Genomic DNA, 20,699 nt, shown 5'->3' with positions numbered 1-20,699 from the left:
AAAGGTAAATGTCATGAAATTGTTATAATCATAGTTATTTATATTACAAATAATTCGAAAAATTTTGACTTAACCTAATACTCTTGTGATAGAATAGCAATAAAAGGTAAAGGAGGAATAAAAGTGGAATCACTCGTGCCTGTAAAGGGAAACTATCATTTACGGGATTATGATGAAGCATATTCTAGTTTTTCTTGGGAAGAGGTAAAGCAGGAGTTCTCATGGCACGCAACGGGAAAAATGAATATGGCCTATGAGACTATCGATCGTCATGCGTATTCCTGGAGAAAAAATAAGGTGGCTCTTTATTATTCAGATGCGAAGCGGGATGAATCCTATACATTTGAGGAGCTGCGCCGCTTGAGCAATCGTTTTGGTAATGTATGCCGGAAGCTGGGGATTGAGAAGGGAGAACGAATCTTTATCTTTATGCCTCGAATCCCAGAATTGTATGTGGCTCTTTTAGGGGGACTGAAGGTAGGGGCCATTGTAGGACCATTATTCGAAGCATTCATGGAAGGGGCCGTGTATGATCGTCTTGAAGATAGCGGGGCTAAAATGTTAGTGACGACGCAAGAGCTGCTACCACGCGTTCCCATCGAAAAGCTAAAACAGCTCCAGCATATTCTCGTTCTTGGCGAAGGTGTAGAATCACCTCTTCATGATTTTCGTCAATTGATGAAGGACGCCAATGAAGAATTAGAAATAACTTGGATGGACCCAGAAGATGGAATGATACTTCATTATACATCAGGTTCTACAGGGAAGCCCAAAGGGGTGCTCCATGTTCATTATGCCATGCTTCAGCACTATCAAACCGCAAAGTGGATCCTTGACCTCCATGACGAGGATATCTATTGGTGCACTGCGGATCCTGGTTGGGTTACAGGAACCTCCTATGGGATTTTTGGACCTTGGCTCTTGGGAACAACCAGTGTAGTACGAGGTGGACGCTTTAATCCCCATGATTGGTATCAGACCATTGAGAAGTATGGAGTAACGGTTTGGTACAGTGCACCTACCGCCTTTCGCATGCTGATGGGAGCAGGGAAGCAGGTCGCTGATCAGTATAAGCTCAATAGCTTGCGTCATCTACTAAGCGTAGGAGAGCCTCTCAACCCTGAGGTGATCCGTTGGGGGATGGAAGCATTTCAGCGCCGAATCCATGATACCTGGTGGATGACAGAAACAGGTGGTCAAATCATTGGAAACTATCCTTGTATGCCGATTCGACTAGGTTCCATGGGCAAAGCATTCCCTGGTGTTGAAGTGGAGATCATCGATGATCAAGGGAATTTATTACCTCCTAACACAATGGGAAATCTCGTAATTCGTCAAGGCTGGCCATCCATGATGCGAAAAGTCTGGAATAATGATGAAAAGTATCGATCTTATTTTACCGAAGATGGTTGGTTTATCTCTGGGGATGCAGCGACTAAGGATGAGGATGGCTACTTTTGGTATCAGGGTCGTGTGGATGATGTGATTATGACAGCAGGAGAGCGGGTAGGCCCCTTTGAAGTAGAGAGTAAGCTGGTGGAGCATCCAGCGGTTGCAGAAGCAGGAGTGATTGGCAAGCCCGATCCGGTGCGGGGGGAGATTATTAAGGCATTTATCTCTCTGCGGGACGGCTATCATGCTTCTGACGAACTGCTTGAGGAATTAAGGCAGTTTGTAAAGCAAGGACTTGCAGCCCATGCCGCCCCACGAGAGATTGAAATCAAAGAGAAGCTACCAAAGACACGGAGTGGTAAAATCATGCGTCGTGTCTTAAAAGCTTGGGAATTAAAGCTTCCAACAGGTGATCTCTCCACCCTCGAAGATTAATTCTTTTTGCTGTGAACCATCCGATATACCTTGGTAGGTAGACCATAGAGTGTGATAAAGCCAACAGCAGCGCTGTGATCAAATTGGTCATCCATACCATATGTGGCCAATTCATGATTATAGAGTGTATAAGGAGAAGTACGTCCCTCAACGATGGCATGTCCCTTGAAGAGGCGAATACGTATAGTACCCGTTACATCATGCTGAGTTTGTTGGAGGAACCCATCGAGAGCTTCGCGTAAAGGTGAGAACCAGAGTCCATTATAGATCAACTCGCTCAATTTTTGTTCAATGATGGGCTTGAAATGTGCAACATCACTGGTGAGGGTAATGGCTTCCAATGCTTTATGGGCTTTAATTAAGGTCATAGCAGCAGGGGCTTCATAGACCTCCCGTGACTTGATCCCTATTAGACGATTCTCTACATGGTCGATCCGGCCAACACCATGTTTTCCTGCTAATTGATTCAATTGGAGAATCAATTGGGAGAGGGGTAATTCTTCACCGTTGAGAGCAACAGGTATTCCATTATCAAATTGGATCTCTACGATGTCTGGTTCATCGGGTGTATTGACGATGGAGTTTGTTAATTCATAAGCATCTTCAGGAGGTGTAATCCATGGATCTTCTAATAATCCGCATTCATTACTACGTCCCCATAGGTTTTGATCAATGGAGTATGGACTATCCAGATTAATAGGGATCGGGATATTATGCTCTTTGGCATAAGCGATCTCCTCATCCCGTGACCAATGCCATTCCCGAACGGGAGCAATGACCTCTAATTCAGGCTGTAGTGCATGAATAGAAACCTCAAACCGTACCTGGTCATTCCCTTTCCCTGTACAGCCATGTGCTACAGCAACTGCGCCTTCTTCTTCCGCTACTTCTACCAATTTTTTAGCAATGAGTGGACGGGATAGAGCTGAGATTAAAGGATACTCTTGCTCATAGAGGGTATGTGCTTGCAGTGCAGGCAGCACATATCCTTCGGCAAATTCATCTTGTACATCGAGGACGATGGATTTGCTAGCTCCAACTTGCAACGCCTTCTTTTGAACAAATTGCAGATCCTTTCCTTCACCTAGGTCGAGGCACAAGGCAATTACTTCATATCCTTGCCCCTTAAGCCATTGGATGGCTACGGAAGTATCCAAACCGCCGGAGTAGGCCAAAACTAATTTCTTCGTTGACATTCTGATTCCCCCAGTCATAAAAATACTAGGAAGTAGATAAATATACAATTGCAATTAAAAAAAATACGCTTCCTAGGAACTAATTTAAAAACAATGTATCAGATTTCGAATAAAAATGCAATAAGAAATAAAAAAGAAAGCCATCAGAATTCATCTGATGGCTTTCTTACATAAGACTTAAGGATTAAAGAGATTAAGTGGATCGGTTCCTCCGTTATTCGTAGGTTGCTCGGTGCCAGGTGTTGATGGATTGGTTTCGGGAGTTGACGTCCCGTTATTTTGATTGCTTGAAGCTCCATCAAGGTGGACTGTTGCACTGCGAGCAGATTCACCAACATTATTTACAGCGGATACTTGATAGTAGCCACTGGTATGCTCACTGACATGCTGGAATAAGGGCAGGTTGGTGGAACCGATGAGTTGAAATGCATTGGTTAGATCATTGGTATAGTAAACATTATAGCTCAATACACCTTCATTACTTGGACTACTATTCCAAGAGAGCTGTACTCCCATTGTTGTTTGGCTGATTGTAAGGCCATTTGGTGTTGAAGGTACGCCCGTAACATCTCCTTGGTTTGGACCGCTAGGATTCAGCGGATCGAAGTGATCATTGCCTGTACGGTTTAAAGTGGCTAGCTCAGAGCGATCGGAAACATTTCCCGATACATCAACGGCCACAACATAGTAGGCATAGTAATGACCATCTTTGGATGTCTGATCCGTTAGGCTTGCTTTACTTTTCTCTTTTAAAGAAGCTACATGCTTAAAATCTTCCCCATTGCTGGAGCGATAGACTCGATAGCCAACCACGTCGGATTCAGGACTTTCTTTCCAACTGAGTACAGCATGACCACTTTCTGTGTCCATCTTTACTTGTACACCTTGAAGCTTGGCTGGAATATGGCCATCCTCTTCCCGCGGGTCATGATCCTTTGGCATCTCAATAGCAAAGTCCGGTGGTAGATAACGGGATTCAGAGAGCTTCCGATCCTTCTCACCTGGAATATCATAAGGCTCACGCTCAAAGAAGAGACCTTTATCAATCATATCGGAAGGTGTCGTTTCTTTTGCTAAATAACGCTTACTATTGATGGTCACGACGCGGGCCTCATGCCATACATCTGAGGTCTCCTTAGGCAGGAACTTCACATTAAAATAGTCAGTGACCAGAATCGAACCGTATTTATTTCCGTATAAATCAGCTGCTTTTTTCGTAAGTTCCGAAGGTAGTAGACCAGACTTAGCATCCACAGTGACCTTCTTGATCCCATCAGGTTGGGTGAAGGTAAGCTCTGTATTAAACAGTTCAGGATGACTTGCTTCGAGCTCCTTCATGACATGACCCCAGATGACAATGGGGCGTCTTCCACTCTCCAATGGATACGGATAGTCATAGCCAATCCAGACACCTAAGGTTACTTTCGGATTATAGCCAATATACCATGCGTCCTTCGTATCATTAGTCGTTCCTGTTTTTCCAGCGATGTCATAGGAATGATTGAAGAACTGGTTCCTTAATGTGCTGGCTGTCCCATTGTTTACTACAGTGCGTAGCATGTCAGTGATTAAATAGGCAGTCTGTGGTGAATAAACGGGTACAGGTGCCTGTTCATGTTCATAGATTACATTGCCGTTAGAGTCTACAATTTTTTGGATGATATAGGTTGGATTATAGACACCTTGATTAGCAAAGGTGGTATAAGCCCCGGTAATCTCTTCAAGGATTAATCCACGAGTTAAGCCACCGATGGCTACTGCAGGACCTAAGTCGTCTAAGCCATCATCCCTATTATCTTCATCCAATGTGGTAATCCCCATCTTTTTCATATACTCGATCCCTTTTTGGGGGGTTACCTTTTCGTAAAGCTTAATGGCAGGGATATTATAGGATTGATTGAGAGCATGACGTGCAGTCATCATCCCATGAAATTTATTATTCCAATTATACGGAACCCAGGCTTTCCCACTCTGCTGTGCTCGAACTATAGGGGTATCGTCTAGGGGCATGCCCGGTGCGATAATGCCCTCCTCCAAGGCAGGAGCATAAGCGGCTATTGGTTTGATGGATGAACCAGGCTGACGTTTGGTCTGCGTTGCGTGATTTAGATTCTCAACGCTGAAATCACGGCCACCCATCATACCTAGAATGGCTCCAGTTTCATTATCAATCATGATTCCGCCTACTTGCTCGAGGGCATTCTCTACGCGAATCGACTTTCCAGAAGCAGGCTGATAGTCATAGCTCTTGGGTTGTGCATATAGTTCAGAATTGGTAGCGATGGTGTTCATCATATCTTGGACCTTACCGTCAATGGTGGTGTAGATATGATAACCTTCCTGACGAATTTGATAGCGTTTTGTACTGATTAGATTGGTGTACTCTTCTCGGGATAATTCAGAATGGTCAATATTGCGCTCTGCTAATTCTTTATCCACGAGGGCTTGGGCTGCACGATCCTCCACCTCAAACATGACATAAGGATATTTATCTAGCGTTTGGGGCTTCGGGGAGGCAAGGCTTTCTTTAATATCAAAAGCGACTGCTTCCTTATATTGTGCTTCATCAATTTTTCCTACTTCTACCATGCGTCGGAGCACAAGCTCTTGTCGTCTCTTCCCATTTTCTAATCCTTCATCACTAAAAGGAATAAAACGCGCAGGAGCTTGGAACATCCCAGCGATATAAGCAGCTTGAGCAAGATTTAGATCCTTGGCATCTACATCAAAGATCCCTTTCGCAGCGGCTTGAACACCATAGATGTTCGAGCCATTTGCATTTTTACCCAGGTACATTTGGTTCATATAGGCTTCAATAATTTGATCCTTCGAGAACATCCGCTCGGTACGAAGGGCGAGGAAGATCTCCTTAAATTTACGCTCTTTTGTTCGCTCTGTGCCAAGAATGGTTTGTTTTACCAATTGCTGTGTTAAGGTACTACCACCTGTTTGTACCTCACTATTGGTTACCTCTTGGATGGTTGCGCGAAAAATAGCTTTAAGATTGATTCCATTATGCTCTTCGAACTGTGAATCTTCCACGGCAATGATGGCATCGATTAAATGGGGGGAGACATCTTTTACTGTTACAAGGCGTCGGTCTTTATCGGTGATCATTTTCCCCATTAAGGAGCCATCATTAAAGTAAACAAAGCTTGTTTTTTCATACGAAAAAATCTTATCTGCGATCTCCTGTTTCGAGCGTACTGGATCATCTTTAACAAGGGCAGCCACATAGCCAGCGGCAATACTGCCAATGAAGGCAGCACCTAGGAAAAAGATGAGTAGAAGTACTTGTATAACGGTACGGGAGGCGCCGGGACGCTTCTTCCGTTTTTTCTTTTGCTCTGGCGAGGGAGATTGACGATTTTGCATCGGTTCGATTCCTCCTTCAAATTACCCAACCATTATATCACATGTAATATCAGTACATCATCAAGCATTTAAGTGGTAAATACTTATTATCATAACATTTTATCTTCATGTTCAAACCCATTCACCTACATGAACCAAGTCTACTTAATTAGATGTTGGTGGAAAAGGAAAGTTACGATTTGATGGAAAAAAGCCTCGTATCGATAACGAGGCTTTTCAATATCATTATTTTAATTACGGGAATACCATGCATAGAGTTCCCTGGCAGTAGGTTGGTCTAGATCGATTACTTTTCCATGTAGTGCTAACTCTCCTGACTTTAAGGAAATCTGCACCGATACTAGATCTCTGCGCCTTTGCAAGGGATTTTGTCGCATACGATAAGCTTGGATATGATTTCTTTTGGCGATCAATTGTTTCCTTGAGACGAAACGCCATCGGAAGCAGATAATATTGCCTTCGCGATCATAACCAGCTGCTCGATACTTAAAGTATCCCCAACCCATACCCAATGGAAGCAAGAGCAGGGAGTATCGTCCCCAGGGATACCAGAAGTATGTGATCAGACAGACAAGAGGTACTAAGAAGAAGAGTGGTCTTCTGAGATAGCGTTCCTTTGCCTGCTGGGGAAGAGGCTGAACTGATTCGAGCCAAGGATATTCGGGTAGAATTTTTGAGAGGATAGCTGCTACCTCATCACGTTTTACAAGAGGAAGTAAAAACGCCTCTGTTCCTTCTCCGCTTTCCAGTGCATTCCCCCCTGCACTTACCACCTTAAGAGAGACAAAGCCCAGGAACTGACGGAGAGGATTCTCCACAACGAGTATGCCTTGAATCCTTGCCAGTGGTATGGTGCGCTCTTTTCGTTCTAAGAGGCCGCGAGTAATATGAATCTTATCATCCTCTTTTGTCACGGTAAAGTGATAGTAACGGATGATGGTCAGGAGAATGGCAATCAACCATAAAGCAATGAGGACCATGATTGCGACGAGCACAGAGATGATAGGCTGGTAATCACTAAGACGTTCAAAGCTTGTAAACAGAAGATCCCAACTGATGAGCTCATCCATCTGAGAAAAGAGCGCTCCAAGGGTACCTAGCATGACGATGGCGCCACCAGCCGTGGCTGCAAAAGTAAAAAGCCGTTTTCCATGTAGTTCATAGAGAGGAGATTGTGCATGCTCTTTCATGATGGATGCTTCAGCCTGATCATTGATTGCATGACCTGCAATCAATTGCTTTAAGCTTTCTGCATCAGCTTTGCTGATGGCATCCAAGCTTGCCTCTGCACCGGTAGAGGAGCCAGCTGTCTCAATTTCTAATTTGACCAAATGAAATGGTCGATGTAAGATGCCTTCCGTTACATTGATATTATGAATACGTTCGAAGGGAATATATCGCTGCTTCTTCACAAATATACCAGAATGAATTCGTACCTGATTCTCTTCTACCCAGTAGCGGAAGGTGAGCCATTTCATGAGCCCTGAAATGAACGCTAGGATAATCGGAGCAACGAGAATCAGGAGGATGATCCAGTTATCGCGCGAACCAACCGCAAAGAGAGCGATTACTGGCAATATCGCACCTTTCAGTTCTTTCGCGAACGTGATAAAAATAACAAGGGGATGTAAACGTTTCGGTTCAAACATCTTCTTTGGCAAGCCGAGCCATGTTGGTGATATAAGTCCGTAACTGCTCGGCATCCTTTTCTTCTAAGGCTGGAATGGTATGGGTTGTTGCAGCGGTAGAGATCGAAATTTCTGCCAGTTGATATCTCCGTAAAAGTGGACCCTGCTCCATATCCACATGCTGTACGCGAACCATAGGTAGTAATGTACGAGTAATAATCAAGATTCCATGCTGAATCTCAATCTGCTCTTCATCAATGGCGTATCGCCAGCTTTTCATCCGTAAGCTTGGAAAAATGAAGATGAAGACGATGGTAAAGCAAAAGCTAAGACATCCTGCACCGATTAGGATATAAGTAGGAAGATGCCAACGATTACGCAACAGAAAGAGTATGATAACTATAAGCCAAAGGGCGAATGAATAGAAGAAGCCTGTCATACGCCATACACGGATTGCCCGTGGTGAAATCGTATGCTCAGGTAGATTAGATGTCATTTCCTTACCTCCTCATATGGATATCATACACGAAGTAGACCAAAGTCTTAGACGGAGCTGAAGGCGATTTTGTTTCTATTCTAGATAGAAAGATTGACAAACAGGGGAGAATTATGGTACAAGAGTATATAAAGCATTACTGTCAAATTAGGGTATTGGAGAGGAAGTATCTGCTCCATTGCCACAATCAATATCAATCATATTGTGAGGAAGAAGCGAAGTAATCTTAATACGGAGAGCAGAGAGAGCCAGTGGTTGGTGCAAACTGGAGGACGGTATTAAGGTGAATTACACTTTGGAGCAATTTGCTACAGGCAACGGGTGACCGTTATCCAATGAAGGTGTTAATTGAGCATCAGTCCATGGACTGGCTTTGTTCAATTTTCATTAGGGTGGTATCGCGATCTAACTCGTCCCTATTTGGGGGCGGGTTTTTTTATTTATCAAAGGAGGAATCTTCATGATCGAGGAAAAAGACCTAAAACCAGAAGAACTTGCAGAGGTAGAACGCCAATTAGCTATGTTAAAGCGCGGTGTGGTGGAGATCATTCCAGGAGAAGGACTACGGCAAAAACTGATGGAGTCCATCCATACAAGAAGACCGTTAAAAATCAAACTCGGTGTAGACCCATCAGCACCAGACCTCCATCTTGGTCATACCGTTGTGCTTCATAAATTACGACAGTTTCAAGAGCTAGGCCATCAGATTCAATTAGTCATCGGTGACTTTACCGGTCAGATCGGAGACCCTACAGGGAAATCAGAGACACGGAAGCCTTTAACCCATGAGCAAGTGCGGGAGAATGCAGCAACCTATGTAGCTCAGTATGGTAAAATCCTCGATGTCAATAAAGTAGAGATCCATTATAATGCGAGCTGGTTAGCACCTCTTAACTTTGAGCAAATCATCCGTCTTGCATCCTCCATGACTGTAGCCCGGATGTTGGAGCGGGATGACTTCGAAAAGCGCTACCAATCTGGCCAAGCTATCAGCCTTCATGAATTCTTCTATCCCTTAATGCAAGGCTACGATTCTGTACATCTCCAAAGCGATATTGAATTGGGTGGAACTGATCAGAAGTTTAATCTGCTCATGGGTCGTCAATTACAGAAGGAGTTTGGCCAAGCACAGCAAGTGGTGATGATGACTCCATTGCTCGAAGGCTTAGATGGCGTGAAGAAGATGAGTAAGAGCCTCGGCAACTACATCGGTGTAAGTGAAGAGCCGAATGAGATTTTTGGAAAATCCATGTCCATTCCGGACGAATTGATGCTGAAGTATTTTGAGCTTGCCACTGATATTCCCATGGAGGAACTAAGCAAGCTCGCTGCGGGATTGAAGGATGGTGCTGTTCATCCTCGCGATGCCAAGATGATGCTTGCCCACCGCCTTGTTGCGATGTACCATGGTGAAGAAGCGGCTGTGCAAGCGCAGGAGCATTTCCAAACCGTCTTCCAACAAGGGGCTTTACCAGATGATATTCCTGTGGTTACTGTTGAGCAAAGCTCATTAGAGGATGGCAACATCTGGGTAGTCTCCCTTCTTGTTTCACTAGATCTTTGCAGTTCCAATGGCGATGCGCGGCGGATGATTCAGCAGGGAGCTGTGAAGCTGAATGGGGAGCGAGTCGATGATGAGCAATTGCAGGTGGCTGTTGAGGATGGCATGATCTGGCAGGTAGGCAAGCGGAAGTTTGCGAAGATTCATCTTGCATAATTGGAATCGATTATACCGCCTAACGATGAAGGCGACAAAAACGGGGCGTCCAAAAGTCAGCTTTCAATGACTTTCTAGACAGCCCCTTTCTAATTCTTGATTTTTTTGAAATAGCGATAAACTCTTTCTAATTTTTCTTCCTGTTTGCCCTTTGGGCTTTCCATAGTACCAAATTTAAAGGATTTTACTTTTTTGATTCCTATGTGAATCAATTTCATAATTCACCTTTAAAAAAATGCTCGCAAGAGCAGAATTTCTAAAGCATCTTTTTTTTAGAATTTTATGCAACTGTTTTTTTAGTAGTCTATTATGGTTCTACCAGAAAAAGAGCAGACTGTCCCTTAGATAACTGGATGGTTTTTTAAGATCTATGCAGTCACTATACTTTCATTGAGCGCTTTACGAATACGATCAACAGCCAACTTCGAGGCATTGTAAATCAGCATGACCCAATCAAAATGGACTTTGGCTTTCTTTCCGGTACGATAGCGAACGTTGTTTAATTGAAAAAATTGCTTTACGAAGGAAACTTCGTGGTTTTGATGCAGCTTATTCGGAGCTACAAGAGATGTTCAAGCAACGTTATGGCGAAAAAGTGCTAACTGAGCATTCTATTGATCCTTATAATATGAACCAATAGAATCATTTATCAAGATAGAATTGAACGTGATAGGTACCCTACAAATTACACAAACTTATTGACACTACCTTCAATCAACCCCAATATTATTTCTGCATTGTAATTATTATCATTAACATCGAATTAGTATAGATTTCCATATAATTCTTTTTCTTCTTTCGCTAACTCTTTACCAGAACTATCTTTAAACATCTTCTCAACTTCTCTTATAAAAGTTGTTTTATCATTATTCTCATAGTATTGAGAATTGTTATTCATGCCTTCTAAAATCATATAACAATGTTCTTCTTTAAAATATTTTTTATACTTTTTAAGATAACTAAACAGATACTGTGCTTGCAAATACTTTTGAGCACCTATGCAATACCTAATAAGGAATTTTAAGAATTCTTCTTTGCAATCTCTAAATTCAGACTGATAAAATATAACCTCTAAATTGCTATCATCCAGAATGCAATAATTATTAGGTTCAGTCCAATTGTGTGCTGTATTTGTATAATTGTTTATCATTTTAAATACCATTTCAAAGTGATTAGTAATATTTCCAGACATAAACACCGTATCAGATTTCAATTTTACCTGTTCTTTAAATAAATCGCTATTTTGGTTGTTGACCTGATACAAAGACTTTTCAACTACATCATCTTCGATGTACATATGATTAATTGATTGCTTTAATATATTTTTCGCATAGTCATTTAGTACCGCATATATTTCTGGAGCAGATTCTAAGAATTTGATTAAATTAGTAATTCGACTTATGCTTTTAAACATAATAATAGTATCGTAGTTTACGTCAATTCCTCCGCTCCCACACCAGCTTTTTATAGTTTCTAATTGCAATTTATTGAAATAGTAATCCTTATCTTTTTTGATTAAATTCTGGTAATGGTTTTTATTTTCATTATATAAAAATACTAGTCCCCAGTAATTTGATTCTCTATTTTTATTGCATTCATCATCGCTAAGAATGAAAACAAATTTCCACAACGATTTAAATAAACTATCTTTTCTCTCTTGAATCATTCTTCGGAAATATTTTGTATTTAAATAATTTTCTAATCCTTCTGTCTTTACTCTTTCATAATATAGATTTAAATCAGAAATAATATCATTAACAATGTTTTTAGCTAGAATTGCATCACGCAGAAATACAATTTCAAACGCCTTTCTTATTAGATCACTGGCGGTCTCTTTTGTAATCTGTTTTAGTACTAATTTTTCATTCTCATCATCTATGTTTATTATTGGATGTGCTGCATAGTTTCTTTCATTTTTGAGGTGTAGAAGCTCATCTTTTTCAACAGCCGATATTAATTTCGTTTCTTTGTACACATCTTCAATCAAACTGCCTTCCCATTCTGGACTTTTTGGATTATTGCTTTGTTGTTTCTTAATTTCTCCAATTATTTTCTCAGCACCTTTGTCATTATATATTTCTTTTAGAATAACAATTTTTTTTAATAAATCATAAATAACAATAGTATAAAGTACCACAACTACTGCTCTATAATTTCCATTGTAATAGCTTGAAAGAACTTCCTTTAAATATTCTTTTGTTGTTTTATTTATTACATTTTCTATTTGTTCTTCTAATATAAAATCTGCCATTACTCATCCCCCCAAGCAGTGTTTGTCAATATAGTTGTCGCATTTAGCTAGTTTAGTATTTTAATAGATCGTCATCAAATCCCAAATTCAGTCAAGGCTACCGCGCTACGCTTGCTGACCGGGTGATTTGAATCGAAAGGAAGAACGGGTTTTCGATTCAAATCACCAGGAGAATGGGGAATATTATGATTTCCTCAGTGCTTTGGTTTGCTCTTCATCTCGCATGGGATTAAGTGCTACTCGTTCATGAGGTGTCCAATTTCTTGTGCTCCGAGCCCAACGCTCTGGATGCTTTGCCTTCGCTGCTTCATATACGTTTTTTCGCTTTTCCAATAGGGCTACATGTTCTCCAATATGACACTGCACAGGCGTCACAAAATTTAGCCCACGATGCAGGTGAATTTCGTTGTACCAATGGACGAATTGCTGTGCCCATTTCCTTGCTTCTTCGAGTGACGCAAAACCTTTGTGTGGGAAATCAGGTCGATATTTAAGTGTTCGAAACATCGCTTCTGAATAAGGATTATCGTTACTCACACGCGGTCTTGAAAAGGAACTTTGAATGCCCAATTTCTCTAGTAAACTTAAGAATGTCTCGGCTTTCATCGGGCTGCCATTATCTGAATGCAACACGAGAGGTGCCCCTTGGATTTTTTCACGGATGACTGCTTTTTTCACGAGCGTTTCGGCGTGTTTTGCCTCTTCTGTTTCCCAAACTTCCCAACCCACTGCTTTTCTACTAAATAAATCGAGAATTAAATAGAGGCGATAATACAAACCTTTTACAGGCCCACCAAGCCACGTAATATCCCATGTCCACACTTGGTTTGGCGACGTTGCTAGATGACTCTCAGGGATTCTTCTCTCAGGCTTTTGACTACGACCACGATGGTGTTGCATTTTTTCTTCACGTAACACACGATAAAAGGTGGATTCTGACGCAATATAAGTTCCTTTATCCGCAAGCCTTGGTACGATCTGTGTCGGTAGTAAATCGGCGTATTCTTCCTGTTTGACAACCATTAATATTTCTTCTTTTTCTTTCTCAGACAACTTATTCTTCGGTACCGGTCTTTTCGTAAGAGGGCGCTGATCAACCTTCACACCACCCTCTGCCACCCAACGTTCATAGGTACGAACGCTGATATGAAGTTCCTCGCAAGCCTTCGCTAGCCGCGCATCATTTTGATGGGCTTCTTGGATAAGTTCGACTGCTAATGCGAAATTTGACGGGCTAATCATTCTTCCTCGTCGCCCCCCCAAATCGCTTGGGCCTTTTTTCGCAAAAGTAATAACGCCGCAGCTTCGGCTAGTGCCTTTTCTTTCTTTTGTAGCTCTTTTTCTAATTGCTTAGCACGCTTCTGTTCTTCCTTCAATGCACCATTCAACTGCTTCGCTTGATCGAATGCATGGCCATTTGCCTGAAGGCATACATTTTTCCATGCTTCAATCTGTTCACGATACAGACCCTTTTTGCGACAATACTCGGCAAGCTCCAATTCATTCATCGCGAAGGTTTCTATCACAATTAAAAACTTATCTTAGCTACTCCATTTCTCGCTTGTTTGTCCATTACCAGGTGTTGCCATACCAGCCTTGCGAGCTTCTCTGCGCCACTTGTACAACGTCGCATCTGAGATGCCTTCTTCTTTTGAAATTTTCGATACAGATTCATGATTGGGGGGCATCATGCGTTTGATAATGGACTCTTTTTGTTCTTGCGAATATCGTACTCCATTTTTTTCTGTCATATCGATCAACCTCCGTGTTATTGACTTAACTATAACACTAAAGTATCGTACGACATCTATCCTAACAGAGAGGGAAAATCTTTTTCTTCAAATGATAAATTTGGTGGTTCCTCTAAAAGATTGTCTTCAAAACTAATATTGATTGGAGGGATATCTTTATCAACTATTTCGAAGCTAAGTCCATCCAACCAAACTTCTCCTTCTCCTGTTAGTAAAATACCGAACGATATAATTACACTGTTTTTTGGAACATCAAGTACGATAGAATATCTATTCTAACTATTTGTATCAATGATCGGTCTGTCACTCATATTATCAAATTGTAGAATATCCTCCATTTTCAACGGTATTTCACCTCCCTTTCATTTACAATCATAACGAACACTAATGAATAAGTTTTGATTATTTTTGTGTAATGTTTTGCTAAGGGGGTTATACTTCATAAATTATCTCAATTTAATCATCGAATATATCTTAGGTAAGCTAATGTTATATTTCTATACGATTACCCATTTTATTATAGTACGAATAATGAATTACTTTTCTTGTCTTTTCACCACTATAATCAGGTTACCCAATTTATACCAATCCATTAAAATGAAAATGTCTTCAAAGGTATTGGGTGTTTACATAAAAAGGAGTGTTTTGTGATTCAGGAGGGGACAAGATGTCCTTTTCTGTCTATGTTAATAAATCTATGCGTGCTTGCTAGTGCATTTTTAAACAAATGAGATGACGTACAATAGTTTGTGTAAAGTGCTTGAAAGCAAAAAAGAGATAGGGTACCCTCAAGTTAACCGCAAAATCAACGAAGAGGAGATACCCTACCATGTCTACAAGTATAGAGCAAAACCCCTTTGAAAAGCAATTGGAAATGATGGTTCGAAACTTCGTAAAAGAGAAACTAGAAACCATCATGAAGGAAGAAATGAATGGCTTCTTCACTTACGAACATCCTGAACTTAAGAATTATAAAAATGGTTCGTATACACGCCAACTGGATACCAAATATGGGCGTATCGAAGATTTACAAGTTCCACGTGACCGCGACAACACCTTTCAGACCAGGATATTTAGTCCCTATCAACGTCGTGAACAATGGCTCGAAGAAACGATACGATCATCACCATGTATCAGAAAGGTATGAGTACACGAGAAATTGGTCATTTTATTGAGCGAATCTTAGGACAATCTTATTCAGCCACCACGATCAGTCACATTACAGATGTGGTTGTTGAAGATATGGAGATGTGGCTTCAGCGTCCTTTGAAGCAACGTTACTCCATTCTCTATTTAGATGGAACCTATCTAAAGCTTCGCCGCGAAGATGTTGCCAATGAAGTGGTCTACCTCGTCATTGGTGTTACCGAGAAAGGGTATCGTGAGATACTCGGGTTTGATGTGGGCGGTCAAGAAAGTGCGCTACGATGGAAAGAGATTTTAATGGATCTCTGCAGCCGTGGTGTTCAGGAAGTGTTACTGGGGGTATTCGATGGACTTCCAGGACTTGAAGAAGCGATGAAAGAAGTCTTTCCTCAAGCCGATGTTCAACGCTGTGTCGTTCATAAAGTTCGAAATGCCTTAAACCTTATACGGAAAAAGGATCAACCTTCGGTTGCAGAAGATTTAAAGCCCATCTACCAAGCTCATAGTCTGGAAGAAGCTCATGAACAATTTGCATTGTTTAAAGCAGCGTGGGAGAAGAAATACCCGAAAGTTGTTCGTTCATGGGAACAAGATTTATCCGTGTTGCTCACATTCTTAGATTATCCTGCATCCATACGTCCCTTGATCTATACCACGAATATCATCGAACGTACCATGAAAGAGATCAAAAAACGCACGAAGCCCATGAACAGTCTACCTACCGAGAAGGCAGCCGAAAAGATTGTCTATCTTGAGTCTGTTGACTACAATCAACGGTGGTCAGAAAGGAAACTTCGTGGTTTTGATGCTGCTTATTCGGAGCTACAAGAGATGTTCAAGCAACGTTATAGCGAAAAAGTGCTAACTGAGCATTCTATTGATCCTTATAATATGAACCAATAGAATCATTTATCAAGATAGAATTGAACGCGATAGGTACCCTACAAATTACACAAACTTATTGACACTACCACAAATGAATATGGATAAAACTGTTTTGTACTAATTTTTGTACTACTACACGTCTTACTTTAATAAAGAAAAAGAATTCATCGTCAAAATAAAGACAACTTTCATGGGAATCAACAGGTGATAATTACTAGTAGTTTTGAAATTCATAGAGGGTTGTTTTTTATACGGTAAAACAAACGAAGATTTGTAAAAAAATGTACTTAAACTAAAGGGTCAGAATAGTTGAAGAAGGAATTCTCAAAATAGGAACAAAAAAAACAATAATATGCTATATTTTATTTAAAGAGTTCTAATGAAAGGTGGAGTAGTATTGGAAAAAATTTTCAATGTTTTCAATATAAAAGAAGTAGCAAAAAATTCATCTTATAACCGCGAGTATTTAGTCAATAAAGCACTGAATGGCGAGTATAACCTTCTTATTGATCAAGCGAGATATCCTTTAGAAAACTTACCACTTATTTTTGTTAATTACAATTTAAATCCAGAATATCAAAGAAAAAGGGTATGGGATATTAAAAGAAAATCAAAATTAATAGAGAGTTGCTTGGTCAATGTTCCCATACCTCCGGTTTTTCTTTATGAGACAGATTATAATAAATATGAAGTAATGGATGGTTTACAAAGAATCTCAACCATAATCAGTTTTTTTAAGAATGAATTTAAGCTAGAGGGATTGGAACTGTGGAGTGAAATAAATGGTTGTAAATTTAGTGACCTACCTGAGGAGTTAAGAAATCTAATCCACAGACGCTATTTGTCTGCAATTATAATTTTGAAAGAATCGAGCAAGGGTAAGGAAAGAGAGTTAGAATTAAAACAATTTGTGTTTGAAAGGCTAAATACCGGGGGAATGGAACTATCTCCACATGAAATTAGAAACGCATTACACCCCTCTAATTTCAATAATATGGTAAATGAATTAGCGGATAATAAGATATTTAAATTGATGATTAAAAATACTGATGATGAACTCATCCGCATGGAAGATAGAGAAATGATACTTAGGTTTTTTGCGTTTAAATCTGCCATAAAATGTGATTACAAAAGAGGAATTAAAGTAACACTCGACAACTATCAAATTGCTGCACAAAAATTTAATGAAGAACAAGTTGAAGATGCAAAAAAATATTTTATGAATGTTATTGAAAATGTACATTCTATTTATGGAGACAAAGCATTCATGAAGAGTAATAAAGGTAAGTTTGAAAAAATGATATATGACACTGTAATGCTTTCAGTGTCGAAATTATTAGATGAAGGTTATGATTTAGAGGTGCTTCGTCGAAGGGGTACTGTAAATCAAACAAATAAAAATAGTCTAATTAAAAAAAACAAGGACCAATTTAATGGAAAATATACAGCTTTGGTTAATGTAAAAGCTAGGATAGACATTTTCTATAACTTTCTATCTGAGGAATTATCTAAATGAGCAAGAATGTAGCTTTTGAGACATTGGATGAATTATTAAGAACAATAGAACTTAAGAAAAAGTACCCATCAAAAAGATTAGAAAAAATAGTAACTAGAAATTTCATTTTATCACTTTATACTATTTGGGAAACGTATGCCAAGGATGAGATTTATGATACATACTTTGACTACGAGTATATTTTGCATACAGAGGAATTTATAAAAAGATACTTAAAGAAAAGTTTTGGTAAATCTTACCTATCCAGGGAGTTTATGAAAGATATTAAAGATACTAAAGTAAAAAAAGAAATTTTATGTCAGTCGAATAATCTTAATTGGAATGAGTTTGCAGAATTAATCAAAATTATAGGACTCGATATTAACACTCTCACTTCATTGATAGATAAATCAGTAGATATTAAGAATATAATTAACTTATTGAAAAGTTCTGGTCTCATTCCAGTTCATACAAATATCTCAACCAAACTATCAGAATCAGCAATTGGTTACTTACAACTTGTTGTGGATTTAAGAAATACGATTTCGCATACGTATAAAATGGAAATAGGTGAACAGTTAAATTCAAAACAGATGACACTACTAATTCATTTGTTTAAATGTATGATTAACTTAATTGAAAAATATATTGAGACCGAGATTTTCAGAAAGTACATTGAGGACACTAACCCAAGCTCTGTCATCACTGTTACAGACGTTTTGAGATCTTGTAATGCTTCTAAGAATCAAGAGGCAATAATTGTGATTAATGTCATTGACCAGACAATCGATCCAACTACAAAACAACTAGTGATAAAAAACGCAAAAAATAGTGGTTATTGTTACATAACTGGAATAAGGATTGGAAATTTCAATCTTAAAAGGATTCCATTGAATAAAACTTGTACAATAGCAGTAAAGTCGACAATTAAAATTCGCAATGGATATCAGTATGAATTATGTTTAGGACCACATAAAAGTACAAGTAGCCCTAATATAATTTATTACGTGTAAAAAAATATTCTACTTACAGTCTAAAATTTTTCCTTTAATAGGAATGTTTCTTTCTTGGAAACATTCTAAGGTGGATCCCTTCATCAAGGCACTAATTTTTATCACTAGTGTTGCATAAATAATATTTGAAATTTCAATTTCAATATTTTTCTCGTATAGAGCCAAAGAAGTAAATACCCAATTAAAGGTAGTTCCATCAATTTGGCCTTTATTTACAATTAGACCTGTGTGACAACGACTCTGGAATTTCTTTGGCACTCAAATCAAAACGATTAGTAATTGGATGGAATTAATTCACTTTTGTATCCTTGGCTTTTTAGTAAGCGAAAATAATTTTCAGCACGTGTTTGACTTATTCCAATCAACACCATTCGATCCGATATAACTGCTGTATCTTCTGGGAGTTTAAAGTCATAAACTTCCTGATGGCAGCTTTTTTTCGTAGCCTAGAAAGGAATAAGTAACCATCATCTGTCATACGGTCATAAACGCTTGTAATCCAAGTAGCCACGGTCACGTTCTTTCGTGGTTGTTAGCACGGTTTTTTCAGGATAAGATTCCCTTTCTCCATAAACACTAGACGTAGGTGCAACTTTACACCCACCTTTGTTTTGCGGTATTTTTTGTAAAACTAAATCAAGGAATAGCCTTTGAAATATATCTAGATTCATGCCATTTAATCGTATTGACAGCTGAGAAACACTTATAGAATAAAGATCGATGCCTTTTTGAAGATGCTCATTAAAAAGACAATCGTCCAGTGCAGGCAGACTTTCGATTTCTTGGTGAAAAGCATTGCCCAAATGATTTTTTTGTGTAATCTTGTCCATGTGTGTCCTTTTAAGTGGATTTGTACGGGTTACCACCTAACTTTACCCATTATAAAGGACTTTATCTTTGTGTAAAATAAATATTAATAAAAAACCCCTGAAACGTTGATTAACAACATTTCAAGGGCTTTATTTGCATTAAAATGCTTAATGCTAATATTAACGTGAGTAGAACTCAACGATAAGTTTTTCGTCGATTTCTTGTGGAAGCTCAGAGCGTTCAGGAAGACGAGTAAAGGTTGCTTCTAATTTGTTTTCGTCGAAATTGAGGTACTCTGGACGGAAAACATTTTCATCCAATGCTTCCTTCACGATTTGCAGGTCACGGGAACGCTCCCGTAAGCCGATCACTTCACCAAGTCTTACGTGGTAGGATGGAATATCCACTTTCTTACCGTTCACGGTAACGTGACCATGAGATACTAATTGGCGAGCAGCACGACGTGTGCGAGCAAATCCGATGCGATATACAAGGTTATCAAGACGGCATTCGAGCAAGGTTAAGAAGTTCTCACCATGGACGCCTTCCATCTTACCTGCACGTTCAAATAAACGAGCAAATTGCTTTTCGTTCATGCCATACATGTAACGAAGCTTTTGCTTTTCATTCAATTGCAAGCCGTACTCAGACATCTTTTTACGCTGATTGGGACCATGTTGACCAGGAGCGTATGGGCGCTTGTTCAACTCTTTGCCAGTACCGGTAATGGAGATTCCGAAACGGCGTGATTTTTTCCAAATTGGGCCAGTATAACGAGCCATGTGTAATTTCTCCTTTATGATTGATATTTAGGTGTTTACTTCCGATATGCAAGTTCTGTCTAGTATCCATACTTCAAGCGGTAGCGTTCTTGCAATGGACGCCTCTACAGGTACAGCCGCCACCTGTAAGGGACAAACTTAAGAGGGTTACATATCGTTTTTACCTAGTATCGTTGCTACCCTTTATATATACAGTACAACACATATAATATAATGAGTGAACCACTAAATGTCAAGGAAAGAAAACAGAAAGATCCAAGAAAGCTTCTTTCATTCTATCAGGATGCAATGAACGCGAATAAAGGTATATAATACTGATAGTAATAA

At 39.6% G+C, this 20,699-nt stretch carries 11 protein-coding genes, 4 pseudogenes and 1 other annotated feature; of the genes and pseudogenes, 5 read left to right on the top strand and 10 right to left on the bottom strand.

Annotated elements, in window-relative coordinates; translation table 11 throughout:
• Positions 1–117 precede the first annotated feature (117 nt).
• On the top strand, positions 118–1,827 hold the full coding sequence (gene acsA / locus BN1691_RS13595) for an acetate--CoA ligase (RefSeq protein ID WP_048602694.1): 1,710 nt from the start codon (positions 118–120) through the stop codon (positions 1,825–1,827).
• Here the strand turns inward: acsA and BN1691_RS13590 are convergent.
• The 4 genes from BN1691_RS13590 to BN1691_RS13575 all read right to left on the bottom strand — a co-directional run bounded on the left by BN1691_RS13590 (position 1,824) and on the right by BN1691_RS13575 (position 8,522).
• Complete coding sequence (locus BN1691_RS13590) at positions 1,824–3,023, bottom strand: argininosuccinate synthase (RefSeq protein WP_048602693.1); 1,200 nt, start codon at positions 3,021–3,023, stop codon at positions 1,824–1,826. The two genes, acsA and BN1691_RS13590, sit on opposite strands and share 4 nt — an antisense overlap.
• Positions 3,024–3,200: 177 nt before the next feature.
• On the bottom strand, positions 3,201–6,398 hold the full coding sequence (locus BN1691_RS13585) for a transglycosylase domain-containing protein (RefSeq protein WP_048602692.1): 3,198 nt from the start codon (positions 6,396–6,398) through the stop codon (positions 3,201–3,203).
• A 230-nt stretch (positions 6,399–6,628) separates the two neighbouring features.
• On the bottom strand, positions 6,629–8,101 hold the full coding sequence (locus BN1691_RS13580; RefSeq protein WP_082147176.1) for a PH domain-containing protein: 1,473 nt from the start codon (positions 8,099–8,101) through the stop codon (positions 6,629–6,631).
• Positions 8,040–8,522, bottom strand: a complete 483-nt coding sequence (locus BN1691_RS13575) for a PH domain-containing protein (protein ID WP_048602690.1) — start codon at positions 8,520–8,522, stop codon at positions 8,040–8,042. The genes BN1691_RS13580 and BN1691_RS13575 overlap by 62 nt, the downstream gene beginning before the upstream one ends.
• Positions 8,523–8,720: 198 nt before the next feature.
• Positions 8,721–8,943: a binding site (T-box leader), on the top strand.
• Between the two features lie 39 nt (positions 8,944–8,982).
• Between BN1691_RS13575 and tyrS the strand changes: the two genes are divergently transcribed.
• Positions 8,983–10,239: a tyrosine--tRNA ligase gene (gene tyrS, locus BN1691_RS13570; protein ID WP_048602689.1), complete on the top strand. Its 1,257-nt coding sequence runs from the start codon at positions 8,983–8,985 to the stop codon at positions 10,237–10,239.
• A 368-nt stretch (positions 10,240–10,607) separates the two neighbouring features.
• Here the strand turns inward: tyrS and BN1691_RS14485 are convergent.
• From BN1691_RS14485 to BN1691_RS14915, 4 genes and pseudogenes are all read right to left on the bottom strand, one after another.
• Positions 10,608–10,766 (bottom strand): annotated as a pseudogene (locus tag BN1691_RS14485) (IS5/IS1182 family transposase); the annotation flags it as partial.
• A gap of 236 nt (positions 10,767–11,002) precedes the next feature.
• Positions 11,003–12,490, bottom strand: a complete 1,488-nt coding sequence (locus BN1691_RS13565; protein ID WP_048602688.1) for a hypothetical protein — start codon at positions 12,488–12,490, stop codon at positions 11,003–11,005.
• Between the two features lie 183 nt (positions 12,491–12,673).
• Positions 12,674–14,241, bottom strand: a pseudogene (locus BN1691_RS13560) (IS3 family transposase).
• A gap of 56 nt (positions 14,242–14,297) precedes the next feature.
• Positions 14,298–14,429, bottom strand: coding sequence for a hypothetical protein (locus BN1691_RS14915; protein WP_261795593.1), 132 nt, complete (start codon positions 14,427–14,429; stop codon positions 14,298–14,300).
• A gap of 641 nt (positions 14,430–15,070) precedes the next feature.
• On the opposite strand from BN1691_RS14915, the pseudogene BN1691_RS13550 reads away from it, so the two are divergent.
• The 3 genes and pseudogenes from BN1691_RS13550 to BN1691_RS13540 all read left to right on the top strand — a co-directional run bounded on the left by BN1691_RS13550 (position 15,071) and on the right by BN1691_RS13540 (position 18,780).
• A pseudogene (locus tag BN1691_RS13550) lies at positions 15,071–16,290 on the top strand (IS256 family transposase).
• A gap of 379 nt (positions 16,291–16,669) precedes the next feature.
• A complete protein-coding gene (locus BN1691_RS13545; RefSeq protein WP_048602686.1) occupies positions 16,670–17,788 on the top strand; it encodes a DUF262 domain-containing protein in 1,119 nt (372 codons plus the stop codon).
• The gene (locus BN1691_RS13540) at positions 17,785–18,780 is read left to right on the top strand and encodes a hypothetical protein (RefSeq protein WP_048602685.1); all 996 of its coding nucleotides are present in this window, start codon (positions 17,785–17,787) and stop codon (positions 18,778–18,780) included. Before BN1691_RS13545 ends, BN1691_RS13540 begins: the two co-directional genes overlap by 4 nt.
• Before the next feature lie 223 nt (positions 18,781–19,003).
• On the opposite strand, the pseudogene BN1691_RS14305 reads toward BN1691_RS13540, so the two are convergent.
• A pseudogene (locus BN1691_RS14305) lies at positions 19,004–19,562 on the bottom strand (IS4 family transposase); the annotation flags it as partial.
• 207 nt (positions 19,563–19,769) lie between these two features.
• Entirely contained in the window at positions 19,770–20,372 is a 603-nt protein-coding gene (gene rpsD / locus BN1691_RS13530) for a 30S ribosomal protein S4 (protein WP_048602684.1), read from the bottom strand.
• Positions 20,373–20,699: the final 327 nt, after the last annotated feature.

The sequence above is a fragment of the Rubeoparvulum massiliense genome (assembly GCF_001049895.1).
Classification (GTDB): Bacteria; Bacillota; Bacilli; order Rubeoparvulales; family Rubeoparvulaceae; genus Rubeoparvulum; species Rubeoparvulum massiliense.
This window is presented reverse-complemented; position numbering and strand designations above follow the sequence as displayed.